18 protein-coding genes and 1 riboswitch are annotated in these 20,595 nt (G+C 69.5%); of the genes, 8 read left to right on the forward strand and 10 right to left on the reverse strand.

The genetic code is table 11. From position 1 onward, the window contains the following. Positions 1–17 precede the first annotated feature (17 nt). Entirely contained in the window at positions 18–989 is a 972-nt protein-coding gene (locus OC490_RS41445) for a GNAT family N-acetyltransferase (protein WP_262063220.1), read from the forward strand. Here the strand turns inward: OC490_RS41445 and OC490_RS41450 are convergent. The 3 genes from OC490_RS41450 to OC490_RS41460 all read right to left on the reverse strand — a co-directional run bounded on the left by OC490_RS41450 (position 967) and on the right by OC490_RS41460 (position 4,059). After that, positions 967–1,899 carry a chitinase gene (locus OC490_RS41450; protein ID WP_315986729.1) on the reverse strand — a complete coding sequence of 311 codons (933 nt, stop codon included), beginning with the start codon at positions 1,897–1,899 and terminating at the stop codon, positions 967–969. The genes OC490_RS41445 and OC490_RS41450 overlap by 23 nt on opposite strands. Before the next feature lie 262 nt (positions 1,900–2,161). Continuing rightward, entirely contained in the window at positions 2,162–3,337 is a 1,176-nt protein-coding gene (locus OC490_RS41455; protein WP_262063221.1) for a permease, read from the reverse strand. A 125-nt stretch (positions 3,338–3,462) separates the two neighbouring features. Then, entirely contained in the window at positions 3,463–4,059 is a 597-nt protein-coding gene (locus OC490_RS41460; protein WP_262063222.1) for a DUF2218 domain-containing protein, read from the reverse strand. Between the two features lie 120 nt (positions 4,060–4,179). Here OC490_RS41460 and OC490_RS41465 point away from each other — a divergent pair, with 120 nt between their 5' ends. The 5 genes from OC490_RS41465 (at position 4,180) to OC490_RS41485 (ending at position 8,515) form a co-directional block, all read left to right on the forward strand. Further along, on the forward strand, positions 4,180–4,761 hold the full coding sequence (locus OC490_RS41465; RefSeq protein WP_262063223.1) for a TetR/AcrR family transcriptional regulator: 582 nt from the start codon (positions 4,180–4,182) through the stop codon (positions 4,759–4,761). Between the two features lie 34 nt (positions 4,762–4,795). Beyond that, positions 4,796–5,161 carry a hypothetical protein gene (locus OC490_RS41470; RefSeq protein ID WP_262063224.1) on the forward strand — a complete coding sequence of 122 codons (366 nt, stop codon included), beginning with the start codon at positions 4,796–4,798 and terminating at the stop codon, positions 5,159–5,161. Between the two features lie 306 nt (positions 5,162–5,467). Further along, the gene (locus OC490_RS41475; protein ID WP_410099245.1) at positions 5,468–6,538 is read left to right on the forward strand and encodes an ABC transporter substrate-binding protein; all 1,071 of its coding nucleotides are present in this window, start codon (positions 5,468–5,470) and stop codon (positions 6,536–6,538) included. Between the two features lie 85 nt (positions 6,539–6,623). Further along, entirely contained in the window at positions 6,624–7,871 is a 1,248-nt protein-coding gene (locus tag OC490_RS41480) for a sensor histidine kinase (protein WP_262063226.1), read from the forward strand. Further along, entirely contained in the window at positions 7,868–8,515 is a 648-nt protein-coding gene (locus OC490_RS41485) for a response regulator (RefSeq protein WP_262063227.1), read from the forward strand. The genes OC490_RS41480 and OC490_RS41485 overlap by 4 nt, the downstream gene beginning before the upstream one ends. Here the strand turns inward: OC490_RS41485 and OC490_RS41490 are convergent. The 4 genes from OC490_RS41490 to OC490_RS41505 form a co-directional block, all read right to left on the reverse strand. Further along, positions 8,508–10,559 carry a beta-galactosidase gene (locus OC490_RS41490; RefSeq protein ID WP_262063228.1) on the reverse strand — a complete coding sequence of 684 codons (2,052 nt, stop codon included), beginning with the start codon at positions 10,557–10,559 and terminating at the stop codon, positions 8,508–8,510. The genes OC490_RS41485 and OC490_RS41490 overlap by 8 nt on opposite strands. A gap of 135 nt (positions 10,560–10,694) precedes the next feature. Further along, positions 10,695–12,035, reverse strand: coding sequence for an ABC transporter substrate-binding protein (locus OC490_RS41495; protein WP_262063229.1), 1,341 nt, complete (start codon positions 12,033–12,035; stop codon positions 10,695–10,697). Between the two features lie 45 nt (positions 12,036–12,080). Beyond that, positions 12,081–13,031 (reverse strand): carbohydrate ABC transporter permease, encoded by a 951-nt coding sequence (locus tag OC490_RS41500; protein ID WP_262063230.1) that lies wholly within the window; start codon positions 13,029–13,031, stop codon positions 12,081–12,083. Positions 13,032–13,033: 2 nt separating this feature from the next. Then, on the reverse strand, positions 13,034–13,960 hold the full coding sequence (locus OC490_RS41505) for a carbohydrate ABC transporter permease (RefSeq protein WP_262063231.1): 927 nt from the start codon (positions 13,958–13,960) through the stop codon (positions 13,034–13,036). A 270-nt stretch (positions 13,961–14,230) separates the two neighbouring features. Here OC490_RS41505 and OC490_RS41510 point away from each other — a divergent pair, with 270 nt between their 5' ends. Then, complete coding sequence (locus tag OC490_RS41510; RefSeq protein ID WP_262063232.1) at positions 14,231–15,253, forward strand: LacI family DNA-binding transcriptional regulator; 1,023 nt, start codon at positions 14,231–14,233, stop codon at positions 15,251–15,253. Positions 15,254–15,547: 294 nt separating this feature from the next. Here the strand turns inward: OC490_RS41510 and gndA are convergent, their stop codons facing one another. Continuing rightward, positions 15,548–17,017, reverse strand: coding sequence for an NADP-dependent phosphogluconate dehydrogenase (gene gndA, locus OC490_RS41515; RefSeq protein ID WP_262063233.1), 1,470 nt, complete (start codon positions 17,015–17,017; stop codon positions 15,548–15,550). Positions 17,018–17,194: 177 nt separating this feature from the next. Between gndA and OC490_RS41520 the strand changes: the two genes are divergently transcribed. Next, positions 17,195–18,055, forward strand: a complete 861-nt coding sequence (locus tag OC490_RS41520; protein ID WP_262063234.1) for an endonuclease/exonuclease/phosphatase family protein — start codon at positions 17,195–17,197, stop codon at positions 18,053–18,055. Positions 18,056–18,061: 6 nt separating this feature from the next. Here OC490_RS41520 and OC490_RS41525 read toward each other — a convergent pair whose 3' ends face one another. Both OC490_RS41525 and OC490_RS49660 read right to left on the reverse strand, forming a co-directional pair. Further along, the gene (locus tag OC490_RS41525; RefSeq protein ID WP_262063235.1) at positions 18,062–18,526 is read right to left on the reverse strand and encodes a hypothetical protein; all 465 of its coding nucleotides are present in this window, start codon (positions 18,524–18,526) and stop codon (positions 18,062–18,064) included. A 185-nt stretch (positions 18,527–18,711) separates the two neighbouring features. Further along, positions 18,712–20,397, reverse strand: coding sequence for an NlpC/P60 family protein (locus tag OC490_RS49660; protein ID WP_410099246.1), 1,686 nt, complete (start codon positions 20,395–20,397; stop codon positions 18,712–18,714). Between the two features lie 8 nt (positions 20,398–20,405). Continuing rightward, positions 20,406–20,578: riboswitch (cyclic di-AMP (ydaO/yuaA leader) on the reverse strand. Positions 20,579–20,595: the final 17 nt, after the last annotated feature.

Raw genomic sequence — 20,595 nt, forward strand, 5'->3', positions numbered from 1 at the left:
CACCGGACAGTGGGTGCATGACCGCCCCCACCGCTCTGCCGTGCGGCCTGCGCGTCCGCCCGGCGACACCCGACGACGCGGCGGCGGTCTGCGCCCTGCTCAACGAGATCGACATCCTGGAGATCGGCCGCCCGGACACCGAACTAGCCGAGATCCAGACGGACTTCAAGCACCCCGAAGTGGACCTGGAGCGCGACTCCTGGCTGCTCTTCGACGGCGCCCGCCTGATCGGATACGGCCTGCTGTGGGACGACTCGGGCGGCGAGCGGATCGACATCGACCACTACATCGTGCCGGGCCGACTGCCGGGCGCCCTGCACCTGCTCGACCTGATGGAGACCAGGGCCGCGGAGCGCGCCGCCGCCAACGGAGCGCCCCGCGCCGTGGTGCACCTGCACCTCACCCTGGCCCCCACCATGGACCTGCCCGCACTGCGTGCCCGAGGCTGGCAACCGGTCCGCCGCTACAACGTGATGGCCCGTCGACTGTCGCCGTCGTCCGATCCGTTGCCCCCTTCCCGGCCCGGCGTGTCGCTGCGCCCCTGCCTTGAGGAAGCGGACCGTCGACGCGCCCACGCGCTGCTCCAGGAAGCCATGACCGAGCACTTCGACTTCCAGTACCGCACCTACACACAGTGGTTGGACGACATCGACGGCGAGCGCGTCGACTGGTCGCTGATCTGGCTCGCCCACGTCGACGGCCTCGGGGACGCCGGGCTGCTGCGCAGCCACAACGACCGCGCCTCCATGGCCTGGATCGGCAACCTCGCCGTCCTGCGCCAGGCCCGTGGCCGGGGCCTGGGCAGTCACCTCCTGCGGTACGGCTTCGGCCACTACGCGGCGCTGGGCCGCGACCGCATCGGCCTGGGCGTGGACACCGACAACACGAGCAACGCGCTCGCCCTGTACGAACGGCACGGCATGACCCCCGACTTCGGGGTCGACACCTGGGAGTTGATCCTCCCCGTCACCGGCGGGGGAACGACTTGAAGGTGTGGCTGAAGTACCAGGTGTCCTGGGCGATCCCGGAGCAGTTGTTGGCGCCGCCGGTGCCCACGCAGCCGCCGTTGTCGCGCTGGAGCGCCCAGAAGGAGAGCGTGTTGATGCCCTGGGCCTCGGCCCACTTCTTCACGGTGACGGCGTTCTGAGTGGTGAAGGTCTCCGCCGGGCCGAAGTCGTCGATGCCGGGCATCTCGGTGACGCCGATCCTCTTCCACAGCCTCGCCGGGTTCGTTTTCGGGTACAGCGCGGCGAGTTGGGAGTGCAGGCCGGTCGCGGCGGTCTTGGTGTCCTCGGCCATGTCGTGGCTGGCGCCGTCGTAGTAGTCGAACGTCATGATGTTGACGACGTCGACGCGCGCTCCGTTGTCGACCGCGTTCTGCAGCAGTGCCACACCGTTGGGCGCGAGACCGGTGGTGGTCGTCGGCAGCGTGTAGGAGAACTCCACGCTGCGGCCCGTGCGTTGGGCCCAGCGCTGCACCTTCGCGATCGCCTTGTTGCGGCGGTCGATACCCGCGGTGTTGTTGATGGAGTCGGCCTCGATGTCGAGGTCGATGCGGCTCACGCCGTAGGTCGTGACCAGGCTCTCGTAGACCTTGGCGATGGCGTCGACATCGGTGCAGCTGTCGGCCAGTTCGGTGTTGGTGGTGTCCGCGCTGTAGCCGCCGAAGGACGGGATGACGTTGCCGCCGTGCGCCTGGATCGTGGCGATGTCCTTGCCGAAGGTGGACTTGGCGATCGGCTGGGCGGGCAGGCCGTTCCAGTACGCCGTGCACGAACCGGCCGCCTCGGTCTGCAGAAAGGCCATCGTGAGGTACTTGTTGCCGGACGCCGCAGCGAGCGCGGCCGGGCTCTCGCCGGTCCACGCCTCGAAGTACGGCGCCGAGACATGGTCCGGCATGGGCCGCGCGCGATGATCTGCGTTCGCGGCACCCCCACTGAGTGCGACAAGCCCCGTGGACAAGGCGGTTACGGCCGCGCAGGACAGCGACGCGCGAAGAGGCCCAGGTCGTCTCATTGACGCTCCCATGCTGAAAGGAGAGAAGCCGCCCCGAACTGGGGCGAACAGCGACCATATTTGGACTAGACCAATCGTCTGTCAAGGTTCTTTACAGTGAACTGACCAGTACGGCGTGGGAATTCGGCGGCAAGCGGCGCTCCGGCTAGTGATGGTTGTGGTGCTCGTGCTCCTGCTCCGGCTCGCCGTGATCCGGTGAACCGCCCATCATCCGCAGCATCGCCGGGCCGCCGCTGCGCAGGAACCGTACGACCAGGCTCGCGGCCAGCAGCAGGAAGGCGATGTTGAGCCAGGTCGTGTAGTTCCAGGTGATGCCGTCGTCCGGGATCTTCGCGTCGGCCTGGTCGGGGATCAGGCCAAGACCGCCGAAGGCGAACTCCACGACATAGCCGGCGACGGCCATCGCGGTGAAGAACGTGACCAACAGGAAGCCGGCCATCCGGGCGCCGTAGTACTTCCGGTAGATGTTCAGGATCGGCAGGATCAGCAGGTCGGCGTAGATGAAGGCGATCACCCCGCCGAAGCTGATGCCGCCCTTCCACAGCACCACCGCGAGGGGCACGTTGCCGATCGAGCAGACAAAGGTCGCGATGGCCACCAACGGGCCGACGAGCGGTCCGACCAGCTTCGCGGCGAGGGGGTGATCGGCGAGGAAGAACGTGTGCCAGAAGCTGTCCGGCACCCAGGCGGCGATCGCCCCCGCGATCAACAGCCCGGCCACCAGGTCGCGCAGGATCGCGGCCCACTCCATCACGAAGATGTGCGCGACGGACGTGAACCCGTCCCGCGAGAAGAGCCGGCGGACGAAACTCCCCTCACCTCCGATCGACATGTCCATCGCCGCGTGCCCCTCCATGGAACCGGCCACCCCGCGCTCGGCCTGCTCCTGCGCCCGGTGCAGCAGCTGGTCGCGCAGGAAGAGGCGGAACAGCACCGCGAGCACCACGATCATGATCGGTCCGCCGACGAATTCGGCGGCGGTGAACTGCCAGCCCATCAACAGGGCCAGGATCACGCCGAGTTCGACGACCAGATTGGTGGAGGCGATCTCGAAGGCCATGGCCGCGGTGAAGTTCGCGCCCTTGCGGAACAGGGAGCGGGCGAGCGCGACGGCCGCGTACGAGCACGAGGACGAGGCCGCGCCGAGTCCGGCGGACAGCATGAGCGTGCGCGGCCGGTCGTCGCCGAGCAGCCGTTCGACCGTCGACCGGCGGACCACCGCCTGCACGACGGCGGAGAGCGTGAAGCCGAGGATCAGCGCCCAGGTGACCTCCCAGGTCATCGAACCGGCAATGGACAACGCGTGCCCGATCGCTCCCATGGATCCGCCCCTCTCCGGTGTGCGTTCGGCAGGACTATACCCCTAGGGGGTATTTAGCGCACGCATGCATGCACGCATCGCGGCCGAGTGAGCGGGGAGAGGGGTGATGGTGGTTGAGGCTGGATCTATTCGGTACGGCGCCCGTGATGATGGAGCGCGAGACGGCCCAGGAGGGTCACCTTCATCACGACGACCGTCGCCAGAAATCCCACGACCCAGCCCGTCCACGACATCTGGGCCAGGACGGTTCCGCCGAGCGCGAGGTGCAGGGCCACGGCGACGGTTGTCATGCCGATGACCACGAACTTGGTCCGGCCGCCGTGTCGTTGGCGTGTCGGAGTTGCCTCGCCGGGTCGGTCGACGGTCGCCTCGGACGGGTTCCAGTCCACCGTCAACGGATCGCGCCTGCTGAACCTGCCGATGTGTGTCGTGACGAGATCCTGGAGTCGCCCCAGGTTCTCCTGGTCCTCGGCCTCGACGCGCACCCGCAGCATGCCGGGGGTGGCCCGGAGTGTGCACTGCCCCCATGGCAGGCGGAGCGTCCCGTCGCTGTCCGTCCACTCGACCAGGATCTGGTCGGGGCGGATGTCCGGGGCGTTCGGGGGCGTGTGTGTCCGCGGGCGATGGGTCAGATGGCGGCCCTTGTTGTCGAAGTGCTTGCAGAGTTGTACGAGGTACCGGGTGGGGCGTTCGGTGGCTATGCGTGCTTCGGCGGCGAGCATGGGGTCCTCGGTTCGGTCGGGTGTGGGGGCTCCGGTGAGTCGACCTGGACAGCTTTATCAATACACTGTGTCGCTGTCAATTCATCGTGTATCGATGGCGGCGCGACGTATGCTGAGACCGTGCCGAAGCTCTGGAACGAGACCATCGAGGAGCACCGCCGCGCTGTACGCGACGCGGTGCTGGAGACCACTGCGGTGCTGGTGACCGAGCGTGGGCTGCGTTCGGTGACGATGTCGAAGATCGCCGAGGAGAGTGGCATCGGCAGGGCCACGCTGTACAAGTACTTCCCGGACGTCGAGTCGATCATGACGGCGTGGCACGAGGAGCAGGTCGCCGGACATCTCCGCGAACTCGCCGCACTCCGGGACGGCACCGGCAGTGCGGGTGAGCGGCTGCGAGCGGTACTGGAGGCGTTCGCGCTCATCCAGCAGCGGCGTCACGGTCACGGCCCCGAACTCGGCGCGCTGCTGCACCGGGGCGATCATGTCGCCGGCGCCGAGCGGCACCTCCATCGCTTCCTGAGCGAACTCCTGGCGGAGGGCGTGCGGGCCGGTGACATCCGCGACGATGTCTCCCCGGACGAACTGGCGACCTACTGCCTGCATGCCCTCGCCGCGGCAGGCGTCCTGCCGTCCAGAGCGGCGGCACGCCGACTCGTCTCGGTCACCCTCGCGGGGCTGCGCCCGACGGCCGCGGGGTGACGGGCTTCCGGCCTTCGACGCACTGCTGGCACGGTTGACGAGTCACTGGCAGCTGGACATCGCCGACCTGTCGAGATCGGCGGCGATCCCGGAACCCGAACTCCGCGCCGTGTTCGAGGGGACGGTGCCGAGCCCTACGTTCCTCCGGAGGCTCGCGCCGGTGTTGCAGCTGCACGCCGCCGACTTCTTCGTGTTCGAGCGCGGTCCCGGTGGCGTACTCATCCGCACGGTCGGCAACCGCAACCTGAGCTGGACCGGGATCGCCCGGACCTTTCTGTGCCTGACGGCCCGGTACTGGGCCGCATCCACGTACGGAGTCGTGGGCAGCGGCCGTAAGGTACTCACGGCCGACCTGCTGACCGACTTCTCGACCGTCCTGGGTGTTCCCGTCGGCGCCTGACGGTCGATCAGGTACGACAGGTCGGCGACATGGCACGGGCCCCGCTGCACGACTGAGTGGAGGGGATCGGCGGCTTCGTGTTCAACCGATCGGTTGAACGCGACTTCAACCTCTCGCGCATCCCTCGCTCCGTACAGACGACGCGAACGACCCCTGAGCGGCTGAAGAATCACGAAGGACCATGGCGCCGGGTTCCCGCCCACGCAGCCCATGGCTTCGAGCCCCCCATCAGAGAGGTCCCACAGCGTGTCCAGCTTCCTCAGCAGACGACGTGTACTTGCCGGCGGAGCCGGTGCCGCTCTCGGAATGAGCGTGCTCGGTGCCACGGGCACTCCCGCCGCGGCTGTCCCGTCCCTCCGCTCCTCGCGGGAGGAGACCAGGTCGCTCGACGAGCTGTACCGGGCCGCTCTCGCGGACGGCGGCAAGCTCGTGATCTACGCCGGTGGTGACACGCCGACCCAGCAGGACGCCACCAAGGCCGCCTTCCGGAAGCGTTTCCCCGAGATCGATCTGACGCTGATAGTCGACTACAGCAAGTACCACGACGTGCGCGTGGACAACCAGTTCGCGACCAACACCCTCGTCCCCGACGTCGTACAGCTCCAGACACTGCAGGACTTCACGCGCTGGAAGGAGCAGGGCCGACTGCTGCCCTACAAGCCGGCCGGGTTCTCCAAGGTCCACGACGGCTTCAAGGACCCGCAGGGCGCCTGGGTCGCGATCGCCGCGATCGCCTTCAGCTTCCTGTACGACGTCGCCGCCGTCGGCGCGGATGCGCCCAAGTCCCCGCTCGAACTGATCGACCCGAAGTGGAAGGGGAAGATTGCCTCGTCCTACCCGCACGACGACGACGCGGCCCTCTACCTCTACACGCTGTACGCGCAGCGGTACGGCTGGGAGTGGGTGACCGCGCTCGCCGGGCAGGACGTGCGGTTCGCCCGGGGCAGCAACTCCCCGGGAGACGCGGTCCGCGCCGGACAGAAGGCGATCGGCGTCGCCTCGTCGGGCACGCTGCTCTCCACGTCTCCTGTGAAGTGGGTCGTCCCCGACGGCCATCCCTTCATGGCCTGGGGCCAGCGCGCCGCGATCCTGAAGCAGGCCAAGAACCCGACGGCCGCCAAGCTCTACCTCAACTGGCAGCTGTCCGCCGCCCAGCAGCAGGCGTCCTTCAACGGCTGGTCGGTACGTACCGACATCACGCTCCCGGCGGGCCTGAAGCCGATCTGGGAGTACCCGAACGCGAACATCGACGGCTTCCCCCGGTTCATGGCCGACCGCGCGGCGGTCGAGCGCTGGAAGCAGACCTTCGCCCTCTACTTCGGCGAGGTGAAGGGCGATCCCTCGCCGGGCTGGCTGGGGCTCCACCCGGGGGCATGACGGACCCCACCGTTCACACCGGTCATACAGGTGGTCGATAGACTCGGGAGCCCTGTCCGGATCTTTCGGCCCAAGGGGATCTGCCGTGTCCGCTCCCGCTCCGCTGACCGCTCGCGGCAGCCGGCCCACCCTGGACCACGTGTCCCATCTCGCGTTCTTCCTGGTCGTCGGGGCGGGCTTCGTCCGGCTCACCGTGCTCGACATTCCGTTGTGCTGGTACATCGTGAGCGTCAGCGGAGCGCTGGCACTGGTGTACGCGGTCGGGCTGACCTGGTGGAACCGGCTCGGGCTGTTCGGCCGGCGCGCCTGGATCCCCGTACTGCTCCTGCTGTGGACCGTTCTGACCTTCCTCACCCCGGCACCGCTGACCACCGCCTACGTGTGGTGCGCCGTTCCGCTCGCCTGCGCCGCCCTGAGAGTGCTCGGCCGACGGGCCGCCGTGGTGACGGTGGCCGTGATCACCGTCGTGCTGGTCGGGTCGCTCGTCCGGTCCACGGGCCGGTTCGATCCCGAGGTCGCGCTGGTTCCCGTCGCCGCGGTGTGGGCGACCGTCGCCCTCTACCGGAATCAGCAGCGGGACGCGGCCGTCCGCCAGCGGCTCGTGGAGGAGTTGCGGGACACGCGGGACACCCTCGCCGAGCAACAGCGTGAGGCGGGTGCGCTGGCGGAGCGGACCCGTATCGCCCGCGACCTGCACGACACGCTGGCCCAGGAACTCGCCGGCAGCGTGATGCTGCTCCAGGCGGCCCAGCGTGACTGGGACGAGCGGCCGGACCAGGCACGCACCAGGGTCCGTGCCGTGGCCGACGGCCTGGGCGGCAACCTCGCGGAGACCCGGAGGATCATCCGCGATCTCACGCCAGCCGCCGTCGCCGAGGAGGGCCTGGAAGGCGCCCTGCGTCTGCTGTGCGCCCGATCGGGGACCGAAGGCGCCGGAGCCGGCGTCCAGTTCCGTACGGTGGGCGCGCATCGGCCGGTGCTCGACGACCACACGGCCACCGCCCTCTTCCGTGTCGCCCAGAGCACACTGGCGAACGTGCGCGAACACGCCCACGCGGGAAGCGTGTTGGTCACCTTCCGGCGTCACCGGGACCGGGTGGAACTCGAAGTGGCCGACGACGGGCGGGGATTCGACCCGGCCGCGGCCTTCGCGGCCGGTGCCCGCGCGGACCGCGGGTTCGGGCTGCCCGCGGCCAGGGCGCGACTGCGTGAGTGCGGGGGAGACCTCGACGTGAGCAGCGTGCCGGGCCGGGGGACCAGGGTCCGTGCCACGGTGTCCGCCCCGTCCCGGATTCGGCAGGTGCTGCCACTCGCCGCGGCCACCGCCTCATGACCGCCGGACCGCTCCGCGTCCTGATCGCGGACGACCACGCCGTCGTACGGGCCGGGCTGCGCGCACTGCTCGACGGCGAACCGGACCTCGACGTGGTCGCCGAGGCCGGCAGTGGTGAGGAAGCCGTACGCGTGGCGGCCCAGTTGACGCCCGACGTGGCGCTGATGGATCTGCGGTTCGCCGGACCGGGCAGTGGGATCGACGGCGTCGAGGCTGTCCGTCGGCTCGCCGCGCGGGCGCCGGGTGTGGCGGTGGTGATGCTGACCAGCTACGCCGGACGAGCCGATGTCGTACGGGCGTTGGAGGCGGGCGCCCGCGGTTACGTGCTCAAGGCGGGGCCGCCGGAGGAACTGTTCCAGGCGGTCCGTACGGCCGCCGCCGGCTCGGTCGGGCTGGCGGCGGAGATCGTCGGTGAACTCGTCGGCCAAGTGGTTGATCCCGCCCAGGAGTTGACCCGGCGCGAGGTCGAGGTCGTCCGGCTGATGGCCGAGGGGCGCAGCAACCGGGCCATCGCTGAGGCGTTGTTCCTCAGCGAGGCCACGATCAAGACCCATCTGGTGCGGATCTACCGCAAGTTCAAGGTCGACAACCGGGCGGCGGCCGTGTCGGAGGCCGTCCGCCGGGGGCTGCTCGAGCTCACCTGACGGGCCGGCGTACGACAGCGACGTCCCTGGGGGAGAGCACAGGGAAACCGTCCTCGCCCGCGCTGCCGACCAGCAGTTCACCGGCCAGCCCGGTCAACGGCACTGTCCCGTCGGTCCGGTTGACCAGGAACAGGTAGCGGCTGTCGGCGTTGCGGCGCACGGTCAGTTCGACAAATCCCCTTGCGGTGTCCGGCAGTTCGCTGCCGACACCGGCGGGCGCGAGCAACTGAGGGAGCAGACCGGTGAGGCCCTCGCGGCCCAGTCGGGTGGAGACGTACGCGGCCGAACCCCCGCCCACCGTACGGCGGGTGACCGCGGGGCGGCCGGTGTACGCGCCGCTGCGGTACTGGGCCAGCACCTCCACCTCCGGGTCGGTCACCGTGATCCGGTCGGTCCACAGGGAGCCCGTGGCGGCGGTGTCGAGGTCCAGCTCGACCGTGTCGCCGTCGAGCAGCGGGCCGAACTCCTCGATGCGGATACCCAACAGGTCGCGCAGGGCGCCCGGGTAGCCGCCGAGCCAGATGTGGTCGTTCTCGTCGACGACACCGGAGAAGTAGGTGGAGACCAGATGGCCGCCCTGTTCGACGTAGCGCGTGAGTTCCTTGGACAGGGCTGCCGGGATCATGTGCAGGACCGGCGTGATCACCACGTCGTAGCGGTCCAGGGCGGTCTGCGCGGTGACGATGTCGGCCCGCACACCGAGGTCGAGGAGGGCGGAGTACCAGTCCAGCGCCTCCTGGCGGTAGTCGAGCCGGTCGGTGGGGTGCGAGTCCTGCTCGCTGGCCCACCAGGACTCCCAGTCGAAGACGATGCCGACCCGGGCCGTCTCGCGGTCCGTGCCCGCGATCGGCGCCAACGTCCGCAGGGTGCGGCCGAGTTCGGCCACCGCGCGGAAGACCTCGCTGTCGGCACCGGCGTGCGGGACCATCGCGGAGTGGTACTTCTCGGCGCCGGCCGCCGACTGCCGCCACTGGAAGTAGCAGACGGCGTCGGCACCGTGCGCGACGTGCAGCAGTGAGTCGCGGGCCAGGTCGCCGGGGCGCTTGGCCACGTTGACGGGCTGCCAGTTGACCGCGCTGGTGGAGTGCTCCATCAGGAACCAGGGGCGGCCGGCGGAGATGCCGCTGACGAGGTTGGCGGAGAAGGACAGCTCGTCGCGGTCCTGCGAACCCGGCGTGACGTAGTGGTCGTTGGAGACGAAGTCGATCTCGGCGGCCCAGTCGGCGTAGTTCATGCCCTTGGTGTTGCCCATCACCATGAAGTTCGTGGTGACCGGCACATCGGGAGTGATCTCGCGCAACAGGTCGCGCTCCGCGCGCAGATGGTCCTTGAGCGCGTCGGAGGAGAAGCGCTTGAAGTCGAGCTGCTGGGTCGGGTTCGGGAAGGACGCGGCCAGCCGGGGCGGAAGTATCTGCTCCCAGTCGCTGTACCGCTGCGACCAGAAGGCCGTGCCCCAGGCCTGGTTGAGGGTCTCGACGGTGGAGTAGCGGGTGCGCAGCCAGTCGCGGAAGGCGCGGGCCGCGTCGTCGGAGTAGTCGTAGATGTTGTGGCAGCCCAGCTCGTTCGAGACGTGCCAGGCCACGAGCGCGGGGTGGTCCGCGTACCGCTCGGCCAACTTCCGTACCAGGCGCAGCGCGTGCTCGCGGAAGACCGGCGAGGTGGGACGCCAGTGCTGACGGCCGCCCGGCCACAGGGTCTCGCCGGCGGCGGTCACCGGGAGGATCTCCGGGTGCTCCGTGCTCAGCCACGGCGGCGGGGACGCGGTCGCGGTGGCCAGGTCGACGCCGATGCCGCCCGCGTGCAGCAGATCCATGATCTCGTCGAGCCAGCCGAAGTCCCATGCGTCCCGGGCCGGTTGGATACGGGCCCAGGAGAAGATCCCCACCGAGACGATGTTGACGCCGGCCTCGCGCATCAGCCGGATGTCCTCGTCCCACACCTCGCGAGGCCACTGCTCCGGGTTGTAGTCGGCGCCGTAGGCGAGACGGGGGGTGGCGTCACCGTCCGGCCCGTGCCGCAACTGGGACAGGAGGGTGGAGATCATGGGGGTCCTTCCGGTGACTGCACAGGCGCTGCGAGATGCGGGGTGGATTCCGGGCGGCCGCCGCCGAGCGAGCGCTGCTCGGCGGCGGCTCCGGGGAGGTGCCGGTACTTCTTCGTGCCGGTTACTTCGAGCGGGTCACTTGTTGACCGTGAAGCCCTGCTCGTTGCCGTACTTGACGGAGGCGTCCTGCCAGCTCTTCAGACCCTGCGCCAGCGTGGTGCCCGAGATGTAGGCCTTGCCGACGGTGTCGTTGAAGATCGAGTTGGCGTACTGCTGGAAGGGCAGGTACGACCAGTCGGAAGCGACCTCGGACGCGGACTGGGCGAAGATCTCGTTGGCCTTCTGGCCGCCGAAGTACGGGAACTCCTTGTTCAGGAACGCGGAGGACTGGAGTTCCGCCTTGGTCGCCGGGAAGGCACCCTGGTCGACACGGGTCTGGACGCCGGCGCCCGCGTTGGCGTACTCGACGAACGCGTAGGCGAGTTCCTTGTTCTTGCCCAGCGTCGGCAGGGCGAGGGACGAACCGCCGTTCTCCGCGCTGGCCTTGGCGCCCGCGGTCCACTGCGGCATCGGGGCCGCGCGCCAGTCACCGGAGGCACCGGCCACACCGCTGACGAAGTTGGCGGGCATCCAGGCACCGGTGGTCAGGGTGGCGATGGTGCCGTCACCGAGGCCCTTGTACCAGTCGTCGGTCCAGCCGTTGATGGGCGAGACGAGCTTCTCGTCGATGAGCTTCTGCCACGTCTCCGTGTACTTCTTGGCGCCCGCGTCCTCGAAGTTGACCGTCACCTTGGTGCCGTCGACCTTGTAGGGGCGCGAACCGGCCTGCCACAGCATGCTGGTGGTGAAGCCGGCGTCACCGGCGTCGTTGGCGATGTACGCCTTCGGGTCGGCCTTGTGCAGCTTGCGGGCCGCGACGACGTACTCGTCCCAGGTGGTCGGGACGGCGATCTTGTACTTGTCGAAGACCTTCTTGTTGTAGAACATCGCCATCGGGCCCGAGTCCATCGGCAGGCCGTAGACCTTGTCGCCGTCGCTCACCGCGTTCCACGGACCGGCCGTGTACTTGGAGGCCAGCTTGTCGGCGCCGTAGGGGGCCAGGTCGCTGAGACCCTTGGTCAGGGAGTACTGGCTCAGCGCGAAGTACTCGACCTGGGAGACGTCCGGGACGCCCTTGCCGGCCGCGATCGCGTTCGACAGCGCGGTGTAGTACTTGTCACCGGACTTGTCGCTGACCAGGTTGATCTTGACCTTGGGGTACTTCTTCTCGAAGTCGGCCGCGACCTTCTTCAGCGTGGGCTCCCAGGCCCAGACCGTGACGGAGCCGCCCTTCTTCAGGGCCGCCTGGATGTCCGAGGCCGAGACCGCCTTGGTGCTGGAGCTGTCGTCGTCCGAACTGCCGCACGCCGTCGCCCCCAGGGAGAGGACGGAGAGGAGGGCGAGGCCGCGCAGCAGGCGGCCGGTGGTTCTGCGCATGGAGGTGCTTCCACTTCTTCGTGGGTGGGACTACTTGAGGGTGGGTTATTCCTTGACGCTTCCGGCGGCGAGACCCGACTGCCAGTACTTCTGCAGCAGCAGGAACGCCGCGATCAGCGGCACGATGGTGAGCAGCGAACCGGTGATCACCAGGTTGAAGATGACGTCGCCGCCGATCGTCTGGGCCTGGGAACTCCAGGCGCTCAGACCCAGGGTCAGCGGGTACCAGTTGGGATCCCTGAGCATGATCAGCGGCAGGAAGTAGTTGTTCCAGGTCGCGACCGTGGTGAACAGCAGCACCGTGACCACACCGGGGGCGAGCAGCGGCAGCGAGACCTGGAAGAAGGTGCGGATCTCGCCCGCTCCGTCCATACGGGCGGCTTCGAGGAGTTCGACGGGGATGGCCTCGGTGGCGAAGACCCACATCAGATAGAGGCCGAACGGCGAGATCAGCGAGGGGATGATCACCGCCCACGGGGTGTCCGTCAGCCCGATCTTGCTGAACATCAGGAAGGTGGGCACCGCGAGGGCCGTGCCCGGGACGGCTACGGCACCTATGACCACGGCGAAGATCGCGCGCTTCCCGGGGAAGTTGAACTTCGCCAGCGCGTAGCCGCCGAGGATCGCCAGGAAGGTGGCCCCGCCGGCGCCGAGCACGACGTAGAGCAGGGTGTTCAGCAGCCACCGGCCGAAGATGCCGTCGTGGTAGGTGAACGTGTCGTGGATGTTCGACCAGAGGGCGAAACGGTGCGCGAACCACAGGCCGTTGGAGTCGGCCAGCCCCGACTGGGTCTTGGTGGCGCTGATGACCAGCCAGATCAGGGGCACCACGGTGTAGACCAGGATCAGACCGGTGAGCACGGTCAGCAGCACGCTGCGCCTGGGGCGCCCGGGCGTGTGCTTCTTGCGGGGCGTGCGCAGCCGGGGCGCGGTCCGGGAGCCGCCGCCGGACGGTGCGGGCGCCGACGCCGAGGCGGTGGTGACGGGGGTGCTCATGGTCAGGCTCCCTTGCGCATGCCGCGAAGCTGCACGACATAGGCGATGACCATGGTGATCAGGCCCATGATGATCGCGACCGCCGCGGAGTAGTTGTGCTGCTGGCCGTTGAAGGACAGCGAGTACGTGTAGAAGTTCGGGGTGTAGTCCGTCGTGATCGCGTTGCGTGCCAGCGGTCGCAGGATGCTCGGCTCGTTGAAGAGCTGGAAGCTGCCGATGATCGAGAAGATCGTCGCGATGACCAGCGCACCGCGGATCGCGGGGAGCTTGATGGCGGTGATGACGCGGAACTGCCCGGCACCGTCGATCTCCGCGGCCTCGTACAGCGAGTTCGGGATGACCCGCAGCGCGGAGTAGAAGATCAGCATGTTGTAGCCGACGAACTCCCAGGTCACGATGTTGCCGATCGACGCCAGCACCAGGTGCGTGGAGAGCGGGTCGGGCAGCGTGACACCGAACGCGCTGTTGATGTCACCCACCAGACCGAACTGGGTGCCGTACATGAAGCCCCACATCAGGGTGGCGACCACCGCGGGTACCGCGTACGGCAGGAAGATCGTGATCCGGAAGAAGTCCCGGCCGAAGAGCCGGCCGCTGTCCAGGGCGAGGGCCACGAACAGGGCGATACCGAGCATGATCGGCACCTGGATCAGCAGGAACAGCGAGACCCGCTCCAGGGAGGACCAGAACTGGTCGTCCTGGAAGGCCTGTGTGTAGTTGTCCAGGCCGACGAAGTGGTTTCCGCCGATGAGCTGGTTGCGGTACAGGCTGAGATAGACCGAGTACACGATCGGAGCCAGGAAGACGAAGGCGAAGACCACCGCGAAGGGGCCGATGAAACCCCACCCTGTCCAGGAACGGCGGTCCCGTTTGGCCGATGGCCGGACCGGGGGCCGATTCGCGGCCGCAGGGGGCTGAAGCGTCGTCATGTAGTTCCTCGCTCGTCCATCTCGGAACCGGCGTCACACGCCGTCGCGATGGTTGCGTAAACACCCAGGTCCGAGAGGGTCCCGGCCTGTTATGTTTACGTAAACATCTGATGGCGGCATGTCTACACTGCCCCAATGTCGGTGGTCAAGGGCCGTTTGGAGAAACGTGCCCCAGGCAATCGGATCGATAGGGGAAGGAGACGGGTGGACACAGCGCACAGTGCCTCGGCCGGCACCGAGGAGCCCCGTAGACGCGGCGGGAAACGGGTGATGCGACGCGCCCCGAGCGCGTCCATGGCCGATGTGGCACGCCTGGCCGGCGTGTCCTCGCAGACCGTCTCCCGGGTGTCCAACGGTTACGCGGGTGTGAACGAGGAGACCCGGCAACAGGTCCTCGCCGCCATGAAGGAACTGGGCTACCGGCCCAACAGCGCCGCCCGCGCGCTCAAGCGTGGTGAGTTCCGCACCATCGGCGTGATCACCTTCAACCTCTCCACCACCGGCAACATGCGCACCCTGGAGGCGATCGCCACCTCCGCCGCGCACGAGGGCTACGCCGTCACGCTGCTGCCGGTCGCCGTCCCCACCCAGGACGAGGTGCGCGGCGCCTTCTCCCGGCTCGGCGAACTCGCCGTCGACGCCGTCATCGCGATCATGGAGGTCCACCTCCTCGACGCGGCGACCATCTCGCTGCCGCCGCACGTCCAGGTCGTCGTCGCCGACTCCGACGCGGGCGACCGCTACAGCGTGGTCGACACCGACCAGAACGGCGGCGCACGGGCCGCCGTACGCCATCTCCTCGACCTCGGCCATCGCACCGTCTGGCACCTCGCCGGACCCGAGGAGTCCTTCGCGGCCCAGCGCCGCGCCGACGCCTGGCGCGCCGAACTCACCGACGCGGGACGGCCCGTGCCCCCCGTGGTGCGCGGCGACTGGTCCGCGGAGTCCGGTTACCGCGTGGGGCTGGAACTGGCCCAACAGGCCGACTGCACAGCCGTGTTCGCGGCCAACGACCAGATGGCACTGGGCCTGCTGCGGGCCCTGCACGAGCGCGGTCGGCGGATCCCCGAGGACGTCAGCGTGATCGGCTTCGACGACATCCCCGAGGCCGGCTCCTTCCTGCCGCCCCTGACCACCGTCCACCAGGACTTCGCCGAGGTCGGCCGCCTGTGCGTGCAGGGTGTTCTACGGCGGATGCGGGACCGGGGTGACGAGCACGGCACCACCCTGGTGCCGACCGAACTCGTGGTGCGTGACAGTACGGCGGCGCCCGCCCTCGTGGTGGGCGAGTAGCGGGCGCGGAGATTCCCGGCTCGTTTGCTGGTGCAAGGCGGGCCGGGGTCCGGAGACGGGGTCGGTCAGGTGGTCGACTCCGGGTGGCCGGCTCGGGGTCGGTGAAGTGGGACGCCGGCGCGTGAGGGTGTCCTGCGGTCGCTGCGACAGGGCGGGACGAGCACGACACCACGCTGGTGCCGACCGGGCTCGTGGGTGCGTCGCAACACGGCGGCGCCCGCCCTCGCCGTGGGCGAGCAGCGGGCGCGAGGACTTCCGGCCCGCCTCAGCGGGCGGGCCGGGTCCGGGAGTTGGTCAGGCGGTCGTCTCCGGGCGGCCGGGCCGGGACCAGTGGGTGTGGAAGGTGCCGGAGCGGTCGGTACGCCCGTAGGTGTGGGCGCCGAAGAAGTCGCGCTGGCCCTGGAGAAGGGCCGCCGGCAGACGCTCGGCACGCAGCGTGTCGTAGTGCGACAGCGCGGCGGAGAACGCCGGGACGGGGATACCCCGGCGGGCCGCGGAGGCCACGACCTCGCGCCACGGGACCTGCGCGTCGCCGATCTCCCGCGCGAAGGTCTCCTCGCCGAGCAGGCTGACCAGACCCGGATCGGCCGTGTAGGCGGCGCGGATGCGGTCGAGGAAGGAGGCGCGGATGATGCAGCCGCCGCGCCAGATCCCGGCGACCGCGGCGAGGTCGATCGACCAGCCGTACTCGGTGGCCGCGTCCTGGATCATCTTCCAGCCCTGGTCGTAGGCGATGACCTTCGAGGCGTACAGCGCCTGTTCCACCTGGGCGGTGAAGCGGTCGGCCTCGGTACGGCTGAGCGGGGGAGTGGTGCCGCCGGGCAGCCCGCGGTAGGCCGCGCGCAGGTCCGCCTGGCTGGAGGAGGCGCGGGCGAAGGTGGCCTGGGCAATCGCGGTGACCGGCGAACCCAGTTCCAGCGCGGTCTGCACGGTCCAGCGCCCGGTGCCCTTCTGGCCCGCCGCGTCCTTGACGATGTCCACGAACGCCCCGCCGGTCTCCGCGTCCGTGTGCGCGAGGACCTCGGCGGTGATCTCGATCAGATAGGAGCCGAGCCGTCCCTCGTTCCAGCGGCGGAAGATGTCCGCGATCTCGGCGGGGGGGTATCCGCCGACCTGGCGCAGCAGGTCGTAGGCCTCGGCGATGAGCTGCATGTCGGCGTACTCGATGCCGTTGTGCACCATCTTCACGAAGTGCCCGGCGCCGTCGGTGCCGATGTGCGTGGAGCAGGGCTCCCCGTCGACCTTCGCGCTGACGGACTCGAACATCGGGCCCAGCACGGCGTACGACTCCGCCGAGCCGCCGGGCATGATCGACGGCCCGTTGAGCGCGCCCTCCTCGCCGCCGGAGACCCCGGCGCCGACGAAGTGCAGGCCCTGTTCGCGCAGGGCGGCCTCGCGGCGGCGGGTGTCGGCGAAGTGGGCGTTGCCGCCGTCGATGATCATGTCGCCGGGCTCCATGAGCGCGGCGAACTCGTCGATGACGGCGTCGGTGGCCGGTCCGGCCTGCACCATGATCATCAAGCGGCGGGGGCGTTCGAGGGCGGCGACGAACTCATGTGCCGTCTCGGCGGGGACGAAGGCACCCTCGTCGCCGTACTCCTTCATCAACTCGTGGGTCCGGTGCGGCGACCGGTTGTGGACGGCGACCGTGTAGCCGTTGCGGGCGAAGTTGCGGGCCAGATTGCGGCCCATCACACCCAGGCCGGTGACGCCGATCTGCGCGGTGGCGTCGGCGGCTGGGCTGTTCGGTGCGGATGCGTTCATGGGGTGCCTGTTCTCCGAGTCGGTGACGTGGCGGGTCGGCGCGGGGCGCCCATGACCGCTGGTACGTGTGTGATTGCGGATTGACTCGAAATTCCGCGTGATTGGGAGCGATCTTGTCGACCGCCGCACGGTGCGTTCCGCCGGATGCGAAGATCGCTCCCCTGGGAGGGAGCGGCCATGGGCGACATACGGGTGCGGTGCGCGACGTTCAACGTGCTGCACGGTCAGTTGATCCGTTCCGACGGCCGCCCGGCGGCCACCCGCCCCGAGGACCCCTCGGCGCCCCTCGCCGAAGCCGTCGCGTGTCTGGACGTCGACGTGCTGGCGCTCCAGGAGGTCGACCGCTTCCAGGAACGCTCCGGCCGCCTCGACCAGGCGGCGGTCGCCGCCGCGGCGCTGGGCGCCCGCGACTGGCGCTACGCGACGGCCCTGCACAGCCGTTTCGTGCCGGACCGGGGCTGGGTCACCGACCCGTCCCAACCCGCGCTGCGCGTCCACGGCCCCGAAGCCCTTGAGCCCGAACTCCCTTCCCAGGGCATCGCGTTGCTGTCCCGGCTGCCGGTCCGCGAATGGCGGTCCCTACGGCTGTCCCCGGGCCCGCTGGCCGTCCCGTTGCGGGTCGCCGGACGGGCCGCTCCGGTGCTGGCCCGGGATCAGCCCCGGGCCGTGCTGGCCGCCGTACTGGAAGGCCCGCAGGGGCCGTTCACCGCCGTGGCCGTGCATCTCTCGTTCGTGCCGGGCTGGAACATCGGCCAACTCCGCACCGTGCGCCGCTGGATCGCGGAGCTGCCCCAACCCCGGGTTCTGATGGGCGACTTCAACCTCTTCGGCGCTCTTCCCCGGATCACTCTGAACGCGACCGCGCCGCGTGGCTGGCGGAGTGCGGCCCGGCGGGCGACCTTCCCCTCGCACCGGCCGCTCGTCCAGCTCGACCACATCATGACGACGGGGCTCGACGCGGACGCCGTGGGGACGGCGCACACACCGCGGACGGCGATCTCGGACCACCGCCCGCTGGTGGTGGAGTTGTCGTTGTGAGCCGGTTCAGTTCCACAGGGGATAGGTCACGACGTGCGCGAACCTGTCCGGCCTTCCGGCGGTGTACGTCAGACTGATCCGGCCGTACTGCCGTACCCCCGGATGCCGCTTCCACGTCTGCGCGTTGTCGAGCCGGACGACGACCGGATACGAGTGGAACTTGCCCACCGCGCAATAGGGTTTGCAGTCGTTCACCCAGTTGACGCCCGTCGCCGTCGCGGAGTTGGTGTCCCAGTTCGACCAACGCAGCGACGCCAGGCGGCTGTTGCCGTCGCCGCAGGCGAGCATGAAGTCGGCGGGGCGTACCTCGGGATGCCAGAGGCAGTCGACCAGCACGGGGACCGTGGGCTGCCGCTGGGCGACCGGTTGCGCGCGCACTGTCACCGGGGCCGCGGACGAGGTGCCCACGGCCGGCGCGAGCAGAGCGGCGGCACAGACCGTGACGACTCCGACCATGGTGTGTTTGTACATGTCCGCTCCCGGCCGCCCGTTAGTACCCGTTGCTCCGCACCCGCACCGGCGGTGGGCCCGCCTGCCTGGACACGGTCGTCGTCCGTCGTCTCGTTCGACGCTACGACCGTGTCCCGGGTTCCACCACTCGTACAGAGCAACGACGCGGCCCGCCGGGAGTAGCGGGACGCATGAGACCCAGTGGGTCAGGCCGGTCGTACGGCGCCCCGAATGGCGGCGGAACCGGCGTAGAAGATCGACTCCTCGCGTATCGGCGTGCCGGGGCTCGGCGCGTGGATCATCAGGCCGTTGCCGGTGTAGAGGCCGACGTGGTCGATGCTGTCGTAGAAGAAGATCAGGTCGCCGGCGTGGATGTCCGTCAGGGGGACGAGGGCGCCCGCTCCCGACTGTTCCTGGGCGGTGCGCGGGAGCAGGACCCCCGCTGCCTTCCAGGCGGCCTGGGTGAGGCTGGAGCAGTCGTACGCGTCCGGTCCCGCTGCGCCCCACAGGCAGGGCCTGCCGATCTGTGCGCGGGCGAAGGCGAGCGCGGTGGCGGTCTTGCTCTGGGTGCCGGCGTCCGGTGCGGTGGGGGTGACGATGGCGGGTGTCGGGCTCATGGCCGGGGCCGGAGGGAGTGTGGCTTCCGGGGCCATGGCCGGAGGGACGGGGGGTGCGAGTGCGGGGGCGACGGACGGGGCCGCGGCGTAGGAGACCTCGGGGGCGGGGGCGGTCGGCTGCCACTCCTGCTGCGGCGGGCGCCAGGACGGTTCCGGTGCGGGCTGCCAGGCCGGCTGGGCCGAAGGCTGCTGGGGGATCAGAGGTACCTGCTCGGTGGACCAAGCAGGTTGCTCGGTGGACCAAGCAGGTTGCTCGGTCACTGCGGGGAACTGCCCTGTCGACCAAGTCTGTTGCTCGGTCGCTGCGGGGAACTGGCCAGTGGACCACGGCGGTTGCTCGGTTACTGCGGGGAACTGACCAGTGGACCACGGCGGTTGCTGGGTCACAGCGGGCATCTGCCCTGTTGACCAGGTCTGTTGCTCGGTCACCACGGGCATCTGTCCGGTGGACCAAGTGGTCTCGGGGGCGGACCAGGCCGTCTCCGGGAGCGGCCAGGTGGCAACCGTCGGCGCGGTCTCGGTGCGCGGTGCGCCGATGGCCGGGAGCAGGTCCAGGCTCGCGGTGAGCGGGTCGAAGGCCGGTGCCGGGGCGGTTGCGAACTGCTGTGGTGCCATGACCTGCGCGGGCGGTACCTCCGCGGCGGGCGGTACCGGCGGCAGGTCGAGGACGGTCGCCGACGGTAGCTGCGACATCTGGGCCTGAGCCATCTGCGCGATCTGGGCGATCTGAGACATCTGCGGCATCACAGGAGACTGCTGTGTCTGCTGTGCGGCGGGAGGCAGCGCGGCGATGGGTAGTGCGGTCAACTCCGCCACGGGAGCCGTGGGCTGCGAGGCAGTGAGCTCCGTTGCGGCGCTGGTCCCCGCGGTCAGTTCGGCCACGGCGCGGCCGGGCTGCGCCTCGAGCGCGCGGTCGGTGCTCTGGGGCTCGGCACGTCGTTCGGACCGCTCGGGTCGGGATTCGGCCGGGCGGGCCGGGGTCCTGCCGGGCGGCAGGATCGCCGGTACGGTCGGGCCCAGTTGGGTGCGGGCGCGGTCGAAGAGCTGCCGGGTGACGGCTTCGACGGCGGGGTCGGAAGGGCGTGACGCGCCGGGGCGGGACTCGACACGCTTGCGCGGCTTCCCGGACATGGCACGTGTGGCGTTGTAGTTTCCGGTGGCCGTCTCGGCCCTGTCGTAAAGGGAGTTGATCCGCCGCTGGACTTCGTCGCGGCTGGGTCGGTCGTCCACGGTGGGGCCACTGCCTCCGGTGCGCGTGCGTCGTTCTGCCGGCATGGCAGACGTGCTCCTTCCGTATCGCGCCTACCGGGTTAGCTGTCGGGTTCGGGCGTCGATCACGGAAGGTTTGCCCTACGGCCCTTGCCCTGAGGGGCAGTTGGACCGATTCACCCCAAGTTCGGTGGGTCCCCGGCTCCGGCTGTCGCGAGCGACACGCCGGACTCGGCGCAAGCCGTGCGGCCCGGCGCCGATCGC

Origin of the sequence: Streptomyces sp. STR69, from assembly GCF_024519455.1 — a bacterium.
Taxonomy (GTDB): Bacteria; Actinomycetota; Actinomycetes; order Streptomycetales; family Streptomycetaceae; genus Streptomyces.